At 53.6% G+C, this 13,333-nt stretch carries 14 protein-coding genes, 1 tRNA gene and 2 pseudogenes; 11 read left to right on the top strand and 6 right to left on the bottom strand.

Going from position 1 to position 13,333, the window contains the following annotated elements; genetic code table 11:
- Both DXB00_RS18230 and DXB00_RS10090 read right to left on the bottom strand, forming a co-directional pair.
- The coding region (locus tag DXB00_RS18230; RefSeq protein WP_147359206.1) for an S-layer homology domain-containing protein at nt 1-166 on the bottom strand (166 nt) is incomplete at its 3' end.
- 120 nt (nt 167-286) lie between these two features.
- A complete protein-coding gene (locus DXB00_RS10090; protein ID WP_147359205.1) occupies nt 287-583 on the bottom strand; it encodes an S-layer homology domain-containing protein in 297 nt (98 codons plus the stop codon).
- A gap of 446 nt (nt 584-1,029) precedes the next feature.
- Between DXB00_RS10090 and DXB00_RS16385 the strand changes: the two genes are divergently transcribed.
- Complete coding sequence (locus tag DXB00_RS16385) at nt 1,030-1,167, top strand: hypothetical protein (RefSeq protein ID WP_158578358.1); 138 nt, start codon at nt 1,030-1,032, stop codon at nt 1,165-1,167.
- A gap of 15 nt (nt 1,168-1,182) precedes the next feature.
- Complete coding sequence (locus tag DXB00_RS10080; RefSeq protein ID WP_119190174.1) at nt 1,183-1,776, top strand: stalk domain-containing protein; 594 nt, start codon at nt 1,183-1,185, stop codon at nt 1,774-1,776.
- A 45-nt stretch (nt 1,777-1,821) separates the two neighbouring features.
- On the opposite strand, the gene DXB00_RS10075 is transcribed toward DXB00_RS10080, so the two are convergent.
- Complete coding sequence (locus tag DXB00_RS10075) at nt 1,822-3,195, bottom strand: S-layer homology domain-containing protein (RefSeq protein WP_119214845.1); 1,374 nt, start codon at nt 3,193-3,195, stop codon at nt 1,822-1,824.
- 375 nt (nt 3,196-3,570) lie between these two features.
- Between DXB00_RS10075 and DXB00_RS10065 the strand changes: the two genes are divergently transcribed.
- Nucleotides 3,571-3,657, top strand: a tRNA-Leu gene (locus DXB00_RS10065).
- Nucleotides 3,658-3,707: 50 nt separating this feature from the next.
- Here DXB00_RS10065 and DXB00_RS10060 read toward each other — a convergent pair.
- Nucleotides 3,708-4,981: pseudogene (locus tag DXB00_RS10060) on the bottom strand (dicarboxylate/amino acid:cation symporter).
- Nucleotides 4,978-5,841, bottom strand: a complete 864-nt coding sequence (gene rfbD / locus DXB00_RS10055) for a dTDP-4-dehydrorhamnose reductase (protein WP_118730006.1) — start codon at nt 5,839-5,841, stop codon at nt 4,978-4,980. The pseudogene DXB00_RS10060 and the gene rfbD overlap by 4 nt, the downstream one beginning before the upstream one ends.
- A 253-nt stretch (nt 5,842-6,094) precedes the next feature.
- On the opposite strand from rfbD, the gene DXB00_RS16380 reads away from it, so the two are divergent.
- The 8 genes and pseudogenes from DXB00_RS16380 to nagA all read left to right on the top strand — a co-directional run bounded on the left by DXB00_RS16380 (nt 6,095) and on the right by nagA (nt 12,819).
- Nucleotides 6,095-6,250, top strand: coding sequence for a hypothetical protein (locus tag DXB00_RS16380; protein ID WP_158578359.1), 156 nt, complete (start codon nt 6,095-6,097; stop codon nt 6,248-6,250).
- A 133-nt stretch (nt 6,251-6,383) separates the two neighbouring features.
- A complete protein-coding gene (locus DXB00_RS10050; RefSeq protein WP_118730007.1) occupies nt 6,384-7,154 on the top strand; it encodes a copper homeostasis protein CutC in 771 nt (256 codons plus the stop codon).
- Entirely contained in the window at nt 7,151-7,996 is an 846-nt protein-coding gene (gene licT / locus DXB00_RS10045; RefSeq protein WP_118730008.1) for a BglG family transcription antiterminator LicT, read from the top strand. Before DXB00_RS10050 ends, licT begins: the two co-directional genes overlap by 4 nt.
- A 370-nt stretch (nt 7,997-8,366) precedes the next feature.
- Nucleotides 8,367-8,861, top strand: a complete 495-nt coding sequence (locus DXB00_RS10040; RefSeq protein WP_118730009.1) for a PTS sugar transporter subunit IIA — start codon at nt 8,367-8,369, stop codon at nt 8,859-8,861.
- Nucleotides 8,862-8,882: 21 nt separating this feature from the next.
- Nucleotides 8,883-9,140, top strand: a complete 258-nt coding sequence (locus DXB00_RS10035) for an HPr family phosphocarrier protein (RefSeq protein ID WP_118730010.1) — start codon at nt 8,883-8,885, stop codon at nt 9,138-9,140.
- Nucleotides 9,141-9,263: 123 nt separating this feature from the next.
- Nucleotides 9,264-10,750: pseudogene (locus tag DXB00_RS17735) on the top strand (PTS transporter subunit EIIC).
- A gap of 203 nt (nt 10,751-10,953) precedes the next feature.
- Nucleotides 10,954-11,691: a glucosamine-6-phosphate deaminase gene (nagB, locus tag DXB00_RS10025; protein ID WP_110435539.1), complete on the top strand. Its 738-nt coding sequence runs from the start codon at nt 10,954-10,956 to the stop codon at nt 11,689-11,691.
- A gap of 15 nt (nt 11,692-11,706) precedes the next feature.
- Nucleotides 11,707-12,819 carry an N-acetylglucosamine-6-phosphate deacetylase gene (nagA, locus tag DXB00_RS10020; protein WP_119214844.1) on the top strand — a complete coding sequence of 371 codons (1,113 nt, stop codon included), beginning with the start codon at nt 11,707-11,709 and terminating at the stop codon, nt 12,817-12,819.
- 101 nt (nt 12,820-12,920) lie between these two features.
- Here the strand turns inward: nagA and DXB00_RS10015 are convergent, their stop codons facing one another.
- Entirely contained in the window at nt 12,921-13,325 is a 405-nt protein-coding gene (locus DXB00_RS10015) for an LptM family lipoprotein (protein WP_110435537.1), read from the bottom strand.
- Between the last annotated feature and the right edge of the window lie 8 nt (nt 13,326-13,333).

Raw genomic sequence — 13,333 nt, 5'->3', positions numbered from 1 at the left:
GCAGAACGTAGATCATCTTCGCCATCTCCGCACGGGTTACGGTACCGTTCGGCTTGAAAGAGCCATCGTCGTAGCCGTTAACTACGCCCAGCGATACCAGAGTGTCCACAACTTCGGTGTCAACCTTAATGTCAGCCGAATCCGTGAACGCTGCACCAGCAAACATGGTGAATGCGCAAGCAAACGCCAGTACCAGTGCAAGAACCTTTTTGAGATTCGCGGGAAAATCGCAAAAAGACTTTAAACACCTGAAAATGCCGGAAAATAGACGGTGTATGCAACAATTTCACAAAAACAAAACCGCCGCAAACATCCACAAACTGGATATCTGCGGCGGAATATGTACCGAAAAATCAACAGAAAAAAATAATTTTAATATTGCTTCACAGCCTGAAACCGCCCGTTCCACCGTTACAACAGCCTGCTCCTGCGTATACCCATCCTTAGGACGGAATCGGTTATTCTCCTTGCCTGGCATAATGCCGATCTCGCGCATCGCATACACGCTGCTGCGTGCCCAATCGCCAAGCTGGGTATCATCGGCGTTTGGTTTATCGCTTGCAGCACCGACTCCCGCCGTCATGCTGCCCGCGATCAGCGCGGCTGCACACAAATAACGCCGTTTTTCATAAAAATACCTCCTGCCTGTGAGGTTCTTCACTTACTATAACCGTTAGACGGGGGAAGTGAGACAAAGTTCTCTCAAAAAACTTATTTTCGTGTCACAGTTGACAGGGGCAGAATGGTTATATACTATATATTGTATATAAATTCATTTGGCAAGGGGATAGGGAGCATGAAAAACGAATGGTTATGCTGTCCGCGCTCGTGCTGTGCGGCTGTATGCCGATGCAGATATCGCATCGCTCGGCATCGTCACCGGCTGCGAGAATGGCACGTTTCAGCTGACGCGCGAGCTTTCGCATCAGGAGGCAACAGTGATTCTGCATCGACTGTACAACGTGCTGTACGGCACGGTTTCGAGCGAAAATTCTGCGAAAATCTATGCCGACAACGCAGTATCGGCCTTTGGACGAAGAATTCGGTTTACCGATGCAGCAGGGCGGCATCCTGCAGGGCAAGAGCGGTAGCAAATTCTGCCCGAAGGATGGCTGCACCATCGAGCAGACGCTCGTCATTATGCTGCGTATGACGCAGAAGGCGTAATCAGGGAGGAAAATCATGCGTATTGTGAAAAAATACTGGCTGCCGCTGCTGGCGCTTGTGCTTGCGATTGGACTGGCGGTCTGGCGAATCGGCTATCTGGAGCGGACGAACACGTCGCTCAGCATGGAAATCGGCAGCAGGGAAGCTCTGCAGAACGGAGAGCCGATCACGCTGGAGAATCCGGTTATTCTGTACAAAAACGAGCCGTATGTGCCGCTGAAAGAGATCGTTGAGCGCCTTGGCGGTACGGCAGACGGCAAAACCTACACACTGCACGGTGCTGAGACCGCTGTCTCCGGCGTGGAACGGAATGGCGTGCTGTACGCGCCGTTTTCGTACCTGTGGGACAGCCACATTCCGCAGATACGGTGGGATAAGAGCCGCAACCGCGTTATCATCACCGAGGCACCGGATGAAATTCCACTGACCCGCCGGTGGCTGTTTTGGCGGCACAAAACCGTGCGCGGACTGCGTGTTGGAGACAGCGAAGCACGGTTCCTCGATCTGTACGGCTCGCCGGACGCACGGGACGAAATGATGGTGGACCTGCTGCGTGTCACCATCGAAAACGGCATCGTAACCGAGATTTTCATGGGACGTTATGAGTAAGCAAAAAGGACTTCGTCAAAACGAAGTCCTTTTTGATATAGCTGGTTACTTGATGATTTGATACATGCGCTCGATGGTCACAATGGACTGCTCTGCGGTGTAGCCGTCCGTCGGGCAGAACTGATTGTTCTCCTTGCCCTGCATGATGCCGGTCTGGCGCATTGCATAAACGCTGTCGCGCGCCCAGTCGCCGATTTTGGCATCGTCAGCGAAGGCCTTTTCGGAAACCACGTCCGTCTTGCCGCCGAGTACCTGATACAGCCGGTCAAGCATGGCGGCAGCCTCCTGGCGGGAGATGGTCTTGTACGGACGGAAGGTGCCGTCCTCGTAGCCGGTGACAATGCCGAGTGCGGCGGCATTGTTCACGTTCGGGTCGTCCCTGCAGTCGGTGAACTTGGTTTCCAGAGCCGGAATCTCCTTGTTGGGATAAATCTTGTTGTACAGGTTCATCGCCAGCTTGGTAAAATTTTCGCGGGTAATGTCCAGCTTGGGATAGGAGAACGACTCGGTAAGACCGTGATCTTCTGCGGCAGCTACTTCGGTCTTGGCCCAGCTGCTGTACTCCTTGACGTTTGCGGGCAGCAGGGTTTCGCCGCCCTTGCCATCCAGCAGATAAGATTTTGTGCCGCTGCTGCGTGTGCCGATAAAGTGCTGATCGTACCAGAAAATCTGGTTAAAATCGTGCTTGCCGACAAATTTTTCGGTTTTCGGGTCAAACAGACCGCAGGTGCCGTTGCCGTCCGCGCCTGCCTTGCCAACACGTTCCCACTTCGTGCTGCCGGTCTTTGCGATGAAGAAATCGGCGTACCAATCCGGTACCATGTCGATGTCATCGAGGATGATGTTCATGTCTCTGTCGGCCAGAGCAAAGAAGGTGACATCTTCAATCAGCGTAGCCGGACCATCGCCGGAATACGGGTCATATACCGGCTTTTTCGCGTTTTTGAAGAGCACGAACACATTGCTGTTTGGCTCATACGTCGCAAGCTCATAACCGGACGGCAGCTTCATCGGCGTCAGTTTGCCGGTTTCATCGGCGAACCAGTAGCTGGGGTGATGATCAGCGTCGTACTGGCTAACCAGTGTTTCCGTGCCGTCAAGCGCAATGTAATAATCGTACTCCACAGGAACAACCAGCTTGCCGGTCGTTTTGTCCAGAATACCATACTTGTGTGTGCTGTCAGCTGTTAGGTTAACCAAATACTGTTTCGCGTTGAGGTTCGAGAGGATAATTTCACAGTTTTCACCGGTAAAGCCGAGTGTTTTCAACTGACCGTAATCCTTGATCTCCTGCTGAACCTTAGTCATAGCCGATTGCAGCGTATCCTGTGCCGAACTGGACAGTTCCGCCGCCTGCGCCGAGAACAGCAATGCACCGCTCACCACAACACCGAGTAACGCCTTCTGAAACCGTTTCATATTTTTTCCTCCTTTTCACTGTTAATGCTTATACTCTCTATCCTGTATATGACAATAACGAATGCCATCGACAGCACGGCCGCTGCTGCGGTGGGGCCATTACCATATATTAGCTTAGACGTTTGTTCCGTATGGTTTGTTCCGCATGTTTCAAAAATTTTTTCTCTGACATCGAATTGGTACGTCAAATGCATAGCCGGAACGCATGGAACGCGTACCGTATGCGCGTTTCTGTACAGGAGAACTGTTATATTTATTGTATAGCTTTTTCCGGAAGGACGCAACAGGAAAGCAGCAGAGGCGGGATTGAAAAATCCTCAAACCGGCGGCGCACATGTTTGACAGACCGAATCCATTCTGGTATAATATTTACACGCCGCCATGGCGGAACTGGTAGACGCAGGGGACTTAAAATCCCCCGGAGTTAAACCCGTGCCGGTTCGATTCCGGCTGGCGGCACCAGAAAAACCCCGTATTTCTTACGAAATACGGGGTTTTTCTGTTAGTTTGATTTAATTCTTATTAAATACAGACTTGTTCAGTGCGCCGTCCTGATGCGCCACGATCGTGGTGCAGACAGCGTCGCCGGTGATATTAACGGCAGTACGCGCCATATCGAGGATACGGTCGATACCCATGATCAGACCGATTCCGGCAACCGGCAGACCGACCGAATCGAATACCATTGCCAACGTAACCAGACCAACCGACGGCACGCCTGCGGTACCGATGGAGGCGAGCGTTGCGGTCGCAATGACGGTCAGATAATCCGCAGGGGTCAGCTGGATGCCGAACGCCTGTGCAACGAATACAACGGCAACGCCCTGCATGATGGACGTACCATCATGTTGATGGTCGCGCCGAGCGGGATGGTGAAGGACGAAATACGGCGGTTGACGCCGATTTTTTCCTCCAGCGTGTCGATATTCATCGGGATAGTGGCGTTAGAGGTTGCGGTCGAGAACGCAAAGCCCATAACCGGAGCGAATTTCTTGAGGAAACGCAGCGGATTGAGTCTCGTAAGCAGCGCCAGCAGAATCTGGTATATGCCGCAGCACTGGATGAACAGCGCCAGCAGCACCGCGCCCATGTACTTGAACATTGGCACCATGGCGGAGAAACCGAGACCGGCAAAGGTCTTAGAGATCAGGCAGAATACACCAATGGGAGCCAGACCCATGACCATCATGGTCATTTCCATCATAATATCGTTGCCCTGCTGGAAGAAGTTCGTTACCAGCTGGGTCTTATCCTGCAGCTTGGCGAGGATAACGCCGACGATCAGTGCAAACACGATAACCTGCAGCATTTCGCCGTTGGCGAGCGCACCGATCGGGTTTTTCGGGATGATGTTCAGCAGGGTTTCCGCAAAGCTGACCGAATCCGAAGAAGCGGCGACTTCGGCGGTCTGGATCTGCGACATATCCAGACCCATACCCGGCTTGATCAGAAGACCGATACCGAGTGCAACGGCAACCGCCATCATCGTGGTGAAAATGTAGAAGCCGATGATCTTTACGCCGACCTTGCCGAGCGTTTTACTGTCGCCGATGGCGGTGGCGCCGCAGATCAGCGAGCAGAATACCAGCGGTACGACCAGCATCTGCATCAGGCGGATAAAGCCCTGACCAACAACATAAAATACGCCGTTTACCAGCACGTTCTGCACAAAATCCACATCAGTTGCAAACATATTGAGCGCAATGCCGACAATCGCACCGGCGATCAGCGAGATGAAGATCTTTGTAGTCAGACCGAGTTTCTTTTTCTCTTTTACTTCATTCATTTATTTACTCCCGTCTTCCGGTGGGCCATGTATTCGCTCAGCGCGTCATGCCAGTCCGGCATTTGATACAAACCAGTGATACGCAGCATCATGTTATCCAACAGCGTAAAGCGCGGACGCAGCGCAGTGTTCTCGGAGGCCGAGGTGACTGGCACATTTTCCTTGCCGGCGAGACGCAGAATTTCGCGGGCGTACTCTGCACGGGAGCACGAGCCGTCGCACGATGCGTGAAACAGGCCGTACTCGCGGCTGTGCATCAGGCAGTCGATAAAGCCGGCGAGCGCTTTCGCCGAGGTCGGGGAGGAAATCTCGTCCTCCGGCAGATGGACCGCGCCTTCCTTTGCCGCCGTATCGAGCACGCGGTCAACAAAGTCGTACGAGCCGACGCCGTACAGCCACGACGAACGCACGATAACATGCTTGTCGGTCAGTTCGCGCACGAGCTTTTCACCGGCGTACTTGCTCTTGCCGTACATCGTGGTCGGATGGGGATCGTCGAACTCACAGAAAGCCTTGTCCTCGTCGCCGCCGAATACGTCATCGGTCGAGATCTGAATGAATTTTGCGTCGATGCGTCTTGCAGCGGTCGCCAGATTGCGGGCGCCGATGGCGTTGATCTTATACGCTTCTTCGGGGTTCTCCTCGCAGGCCTGCACGTCGGTCAGGCCGGCACAGTTAATGATGACATCCGGATGGTTAATATCGGCGAAACGGCCGACAACGGATACATCCTCAACCGGTACATCGCGGTCGCTGGTTACCAGCTTATATGCTGTGTTGCCGCCGAAACGATGACTAAGCGCGGAACCCAGTCTGCCGCTTGCTCCCGCGATCCAAACGCGGGTTGTAATACTGTTCATAAAACACCTCTCCTGTCGGCCCGGTGCAGCGGAACTGCTCCGGCGCGCATTACCCATTTTATGGGCTGTATATTCAGTATAGCACAAAATTGTTAAAAAAACAACAAAATATGCGGTCTATTTGCATAAGTATGCTCGAATTCCTGCAAACTATCCGATTTGTGCAAAACTTGCTTGCATTTTTATACAAACTGACAAGACAGCTCAGCCGAAGAAAAGAAACAGCCAAAAGCGCGGAGAATTTTTTGGGAATATGGACGCAAATATCTGTCAGCGCTATGATGTCCGTACACCGATCGACGGTATCCGCGGCATGGTCGAGATCAGCCGCCATTATGCGGAAAATACTGCAAATCACCTCTCTGCATACGAAGCGGGGAGGTGGTTTATTTTATATGAAAACATCTGATTTTTATTGTGCAGAATGCTGTAAAAACCTGCGTTGACCTATGCGGTTTTCGGTGATATAATTAACGGATAACAGTGTGGATTGAATCACATAATTTGCCAAGCGTTATTTTGTCTCGAAGGAGGAGCAGGAAATGAAACCGGTTCTGGAGGTTTGTGCCCACTCGGTCGAGTCTGCGGTAAGCGCGGAGCGCGGCGGTGCTATGCGGCTGGAGTTATGCGCAAATTTAATGATCGGCGGTACTTCGCCGGATGAGGATCTGTTCCGCATGGTGCGGGAACGGGTTTCCGTACCGGTTCGTGTGCTGCTGCGTCCGCGCTGCGGCGATTTTTTGTATACGGAAAGCGAATTTGAGCTGCTCTGCCGTCAGGTGAAGCGCTTTGCCGCGCTCGGCGCGGACGGCATTGTCATCGGCGTGCTCACACCCGAGGGCGATCTTGACGAGGCGCGCATGGAAAAGCTGATCGCGCTTGCAGGCGGCTGCGGTGTGACGCTGCACCGTGCGTTCGATGTCTGCCGCGATCCGTTTGCGGCACTGGAAACCGCAAAGCGGCTGGGTGTGGATACCATTTTGACCTCAGGGCAGCAGGCGGACTGCACCGCAGGCGCGGATTTACTGCGCGCGCTGGTTGCAAAAGCAGGAGAGGACGTGCAGATTCTGGTCGGTGCAGGCGTAAACGCCGATGTTATCCGCGATTTGCAGCCGAAAACAGGCGCGAATGCCTTCCATCTTTCCGCAAAGCGGGTGGAAAACAGCAGAATGCAGTTCCGGCGCGAAAATGTGCCGATGGGGCTGCCCGGACTGAGCGAATTCAGTTTGTGGCAGTGCGACGAAAATGCAGTCCGTGCGGCGCGTGAAGCGTTTGATGCGTGCTGCGGTGCGGGTCAGGAGGCGCGGACGTGAAAATAGAAAAGGTACTTAACAACAATGTTGTGGTCGCGCTGGATGAAAACGGTGCGGAGACTGTGCTTATGGGGCGCGGTCTGGGCTTCGGCCGCCGCGCAGGTGACGAAGCACCGCCGGACAAGGTGGAAAAGCGGTTCACGCTGCACTCGGATCAGCTTTTCGACCGGTTCCAGCAGCTGATAACAAGCATTCCGCTGCCGCATTTCCTGATGAGCGAACGCATTATCAACCATGCGAAGATCGCGCTCGGCAAGGAGCTGTCGGACAGCATTTACGTTACGCTGCCCGATCATATCTCGGCGGCCGTCAACCGCTATAAGGAGGGCATTGTACTGCCCAATCCGCTGCTGTGGGACATCCGGCAGCTGTACAAGGACGAATTCCGCGTGGGTCTCAAGGCGAATGAGATCGTCAAGGAGGAGACCGGCGTGGAGTTCACGGATGATGAGGCAGCGTTTATCGCGCTGCACTTTGTCAATGCACAGCTCGGTGGTGAAATCCGCGATATTTACGACATGACCTATCTGCTGCAGGCGGTTTTCCGCATCGTTTACGATGAATACGGTTTCCGTCCGGATGATGAATCGCTCAATTACTACCGGTTTGTCACGCACCTCAAGTTCTACGCACGGCGTATCGTCAGCGGAGAAGGCTACGGCGATGAGGACAGCGATCTGCTCGATGTGGTGCGGTTCAAGTACCCGAAGGCGTATGCCTGTGCGGACAAGATTCGCGTGTACGTCCAGAGGGAGAAAAATTTCCACTCCGGACAGAATGAGCTGCTGTATCTCACCATTCACATCGCCCGTGTGATGGAGCACATTGATGATAAAAAGTAATCACGGAGTCCGTACTGCACAAGCAGTGCGGACTTGTTTTTTGTGCAAAGTGCAGAAAAACAACGCGAAAATTTGGCAACTAATTCGACAGGTTGCTCTTGCCAAGGTGAGAAAAGTTTGTTATACTGCAATTAACAAGTAAACAGTATCCGTTTGAAATGGATTGTTACCGCTTCGGCGGGCAAAACCAGATTTCTCGCAGGAATTGCCATCAAAGGGCAAGTTGTATCTGTGCAGAAGTTTGGTTCTTTTTATTTTCTGTATGTTTTCGGACAAAACAGGCATACTTAAGGCAACACCGCACAATTTACGCGCAAATCACTCGTGTTCAACCATGCGGTATTGCCGAATCAAAAAGGTTGTGAGCTAAATGTTTGGTAAACTGAAAAATCTGTTTGGCGGCGACAGCGGCATCGAGATAACGGCGCCGGTTGCCGGCAAGGTGGTAGCACTGGAGGACGTACCCGATCCCACGTTCGCACAGGGCATTCTCGGTCCGGGCATTGCAATCGAGCCGACCGAAGGACGCATTGTTGCTCCGGCGGACGGCACGGTGGATGTGATGTTTGAGACCGGTCACGCGGTATCGCTGACCACGGCGGGCGGTGCAGAGCTGCTCATCCACGTTGGCATCGACACCGTACAGCTGGAGGGCAGGCATTACAAGGCCTGCTGCAAGGCCGGTGATCAGGTCAGGAAGGGCGACACGCTGATCGAATTTGACCCGGAGGCCATCAAGGCCGAAGGCTACAAGATCGTAACGCCGGTTTTAATCTGCAATCCGGATACGTTCAAGGACGTAAAATCCGTGGCAGGAGAAACGGTTTCTGCAGGCGACGTACTGCTGCACCTGGAAACCAAGTAACGGAAAGGAAGTAATTCTGAGATGAAGACCATTGAATATACGATTACGGATGCACTGGGTATCCACGCTCGACCGGCCGGACTGCTGGTCAAGGAGGCAGGCAAGTTTGCCTCGAAAATCATGATCGCCAGCCCGAAAAAGGAAGTCGATGCCAAGCGCATCATGGGCGTGATGGGACTCGGCGTTAAGGGCGGCGATACCGTAAAGCTTACCATCGAGGGTGAGGACGAGGAGACCGCTGCAGCTGCAATGCAGGCGTTCCTCGAGAGTAATTTGTAAGGATTTCATTTCGCTGGGTGTGAACGGCGATGAAATAGGGGGACGGAAACGGAGTTCGGCTCTCCCATCCGTCAACACAATCGGCCGCTTCGGCGGTCCACAAAATAAGGAGGGGAAACTCTTATGATGAAAAAACTGCAAAAGCTGGGCAAGGCTTTGATGCTGCCGGTAGCTGCGCTGCCGATCTGCGGTATCCTGATGGGTCTCGGCTACGCGATCGCTCCGGGCGTTATGGGCGTGCCGGGTGCGGCCACGAGCGGTGCACTGTATAACATTGGCTTCCTGTTGATAAAGGCAGGCGGCGCGCTGATTGACAATATGGCATGGCTGTTTGTCATCGGTGTTGCAGTCGGACTATCCGACGACCGCGAGGGTACCTCGGCACTGGCCGGTCTGGTATCCTGGCTGATGATGACCAACCTGCTGAGCACCGGCGTTGTTACCACGCTGATGCCCGCAATCGCGGATGATCCGGTAAAAACGCTGGCATTTGACAAGATCCAGAACGTATTTATCGCTATCATCGCCGGTATCATCGGCGCAAGCTGCTATAACCGCTTCAAAAACGCGAAGCTCCCGGACTGGCTGGCATTCTTCAGCGGCAAGCGCTGCGTTGCCATCGTAACCGGTCTGGTTTCCATCGCGGTATCCGTTGTCCTGCTGTTCGTATGGCCTGTCATCTTCAGCGCTCTGGTAGCTGTTGGCGAAGGCATCATCGGCATGGACGGTATCGGCGCCGGCATCTATGCATTCCTTAACCGTCTGCTGATTCCGACCGGTCTGCATCACGCACTCAACAACGTATTCTGGTTCGATACCATCGGCCTGGGCGACCTGTCTCACTACTGGGCCGGCGACATTACCGGTCAGAACGGCGTTACCTGGAGCTCGGCATGTATATGTCCGGCTTCTTCCCCTGCATGATGTTCGGTATTGCCGGTGCGGCTCTTGCTATGATCAAGGCTGCGAAGAACAAGAAGGCTGCTATCGGTCTGGTCCTGTCCGCTGCCATCTGCGCATTCATCTGCGGCGTTACCGAGCCGTTTGAGTTCGGCTTCATGTTCCTGTGCTTCCCGCTGTATGTTGTTTATGCTGCTCTGTACGGCATTTTCACCATCATCACCTACTATGTCGGCTTCCGCGCAGGCTTCTGCTTCTCCGCAGGCGCGACCGACCTCGTATTCTCGTCCTTCCTGCCGGCAGCGAACAACACGCTGATGATCATCCCGCTGGGTATCGCAGCATTCGTTGTATTCTATCTGGTATTCTACTTTGCGATCACCAAGTTCAACCTCAAGACCCCGGGCCGTGAGGATGAAGAAGCCGACTTCGCAGAGGTTGACAAGAATGCCAAGCTGGCAAATAACGACTTCACCGCAATTGCAGCTGCAGTCCTCGAAGGTCTGGGCGGCAAGGAAAATGTAGAATCTCTGGATAACTGCATTACCCGTCTGCGTCTGGAAGTCAAGGACGGCACGCTCGTCAACGAGAAGAAGATCAAGGCTGCAGGCGTGGCTGGCGTAATGCGTCCGTCGCAGACTGCGGTTCAGGTTATCATTGGCACCAAGGTCCAGTTCGTAGCCGACGAAATGGCAAAGATGCTGAAGTAACACTGAAAGCAATTCAACGCAGCCTGAAGTGCTCGCACACGGTTTGAAAATACAGCCGCGTGGGAACACCGAATGGTTAAGAAATCGCAACCAATCTAACTAACCTATCTTGTTTGCATATCACGATTGCGCTCCGCGCAATGGAAAGGGCGGGCACATTGCCTGCCCTTTCTATTTCCGGAGACAGAAGAAAGAGGTATTCCATGAAAATCATTCGCGCTAAGGATTATAACGACATGAGCCGCAAGGCAGCCAACATCATTTCGGCACAGGTTATTCTCAAACCGGATTCCGTACTCGGTCTGGCGACCGGTTCGTCACCGATCGGCATTTACGAGCAGCTGATTAAATGGTATAACAAGGGTGATGTGGACTTCGGCGGCTGCACGACCTTCAATCTGGACGAATATCGCGGCCTGACACCCGATCACGACCAGAGCTATCACTATTTCATGCACAAAAACTTCTTCGACGCGGTGAATGTGCCGGCAGAGCGCATCAATCTGCCGGACGGCGCGCAGCTTGACGCCGAGCGGGAGTGCAAGCGCTACGATGCAGCCATTAAGGCGGCGGGCGGCATTGACCTGCAGCTGCTCGGCATGGGCCTGAACGGACACATCGGCTTCAACGAGCCGGACGAGTATTTCTCCAAGGGCACGCATTGCGTGAACCTGACCGAGTCCACCATCGAGGCAAACAAACGCTTTTTCGCCTCGGCGGATGATGTGCCGCGGCAGGCGTACACCATGGGCGTGCAGACCATCATGCTGGCACGGCGCATCGTGCTGGTGGTTTCCGGTGAAAACAAGGCAGAGACCGTCCGCGAAGCGTTCTTCGGCCCGGTAACGCCTCAGGTTCCGGCATCTATCCTGCAGCTGCACACAGATGTTTCCATTGTAGCGGACGAGGCGGCACTGTCTAAGTGCGGCGATTTGCTCTAAAAAGGAAGAGAAGTTATGGAATTTAGCAATTTGAGGGTATATCAGCCGGACGGCACGTTCAAAACCGGCGGACTGTCCATCTCGGGCGACCGGATTGCATCCGCAGAGGTGAGCGCGGATGCGGTGGATATGGGCGGTCTGTACGCCGTGCCCGGACTGGTCGATCTGCATTTTCACGGCTGCATGGGCCGCGATTTCTGTGACGGCACGCATGAGGCTATCTCCACACTGGCAAAGTATCAGGCACAGATCGGCGTGGCCGCCATCTGTCCGGCGACTATGACCTATCCGGAGGACAAGCTGACACAGATTGCCGAAGCCGCCGCAACCTATCAGGCGGAGAGTAATGACGCGGCGCTTGTGGGCATCAACATGGAAGGCCCGTTCATTTCCGAGGCGAAAAAGGGTGCGCAGAACGGCGCTTATCTGCATGCGCCGGACGCGGCCATGTTCCGCCGGGTGCAGGAAAAAGCCGGCGGTCTGTTCAAGCTGTGCGATCTGGCACCCGAGCTGCCCGGTTCGATGGAGACGATCGACGAGCTGGCAGGCGAGGTGCGTATCTCGATTGCGCACACGACAGCGGATTACGACATCGCCTGCGAAGCCTTCAAGCACGGAGCCCGGCAGGTGACCCACCTGTACAACGCCATGCCGCCGTTTTCTCATCGGGCACCGGGCGTCATCGGTGCGGCCTTTGACAACGATAACGTGGCAGTTGAACTCATCGCGGACGGCGTGCATGTGCATCCGTCGGTCGTTCGCGCGACCTTCCGGCTGTTTGAGAACCGTGTTATCCTGATCTCGGACAGCATGATGGCGACCGGACTCGATGACGGCGAGTATTCGCTCGGCGGACAGGCGGTTACCGTGCGCGGCAACCTTGCCACCCTGCACGACGGCACGATTGCGGGTTCCGCAACCAATTTGATGGACTGCGTGCGCTCGGCTGTTAAAATGGGTGTTTCGCTCGGTCAGGCGATTCGTTCCGCGTCCACCAATCCGGCGTGCGCTATCGGCGTTGAGCACGATTACGGCTCGCTCGAGCCGGGCAAGCTGGCGAATGTGCTCCTGCTGGATGAGGAGCTGAACATTCACACGATTCTGCTGCGCGGCAGAATGCTGGGCTGAACAGCGATTTGATAAAGAAATGAAATGAAAAGAAACCGGCATCGGAAGATGCCGGTTTTGCGTTGTTATGGGTTGCATGGTGCGGAAAACTGGAATTTGACTTAATATCCATGGTCAACATGCTGCCACTTTCCGCCATCTGTTCTAACTAAAATCCACTTCCAATCACTGTATGTACTATTTGGATTCAAAGACCCGTCTCCACCAGATGAATCAACATCGAATGAAGATAATAAAACAATGACTTCATCTGCATTGTTTCTGTCTGCCCAATCTTTATGATCTTTCGTGCAGTCATCTCCGGCATAGTAAATTTCTGTGAGAGTGCATCCTTTCCAGTCACTCTTAAACTCCTTTTTTATTGTGTCAATAGCGGCTTTAATATCCTCTTCTGAATAGCTCTCAGATTCAACATTATGAGTTTTTACTTCACTGACATCTCCACCACAAGCACTCAAACCAAATAAAAGCATAATACATAGCATTGTACATACTATTTTCTTCATACAAGACC

This window comes from Butyricicoccus sp. OF10-2, from assembly GCF_003481925.1.
GTDB lineage: Bacteria > Bacillota > Clostridia > Oscillospirales > Butyricicoccaceae > Agathobaculum > Agathobaculum butyriciproducens.
This window is presented reverse-complemented; position numbering and strand designations above follow the sequence as displayed.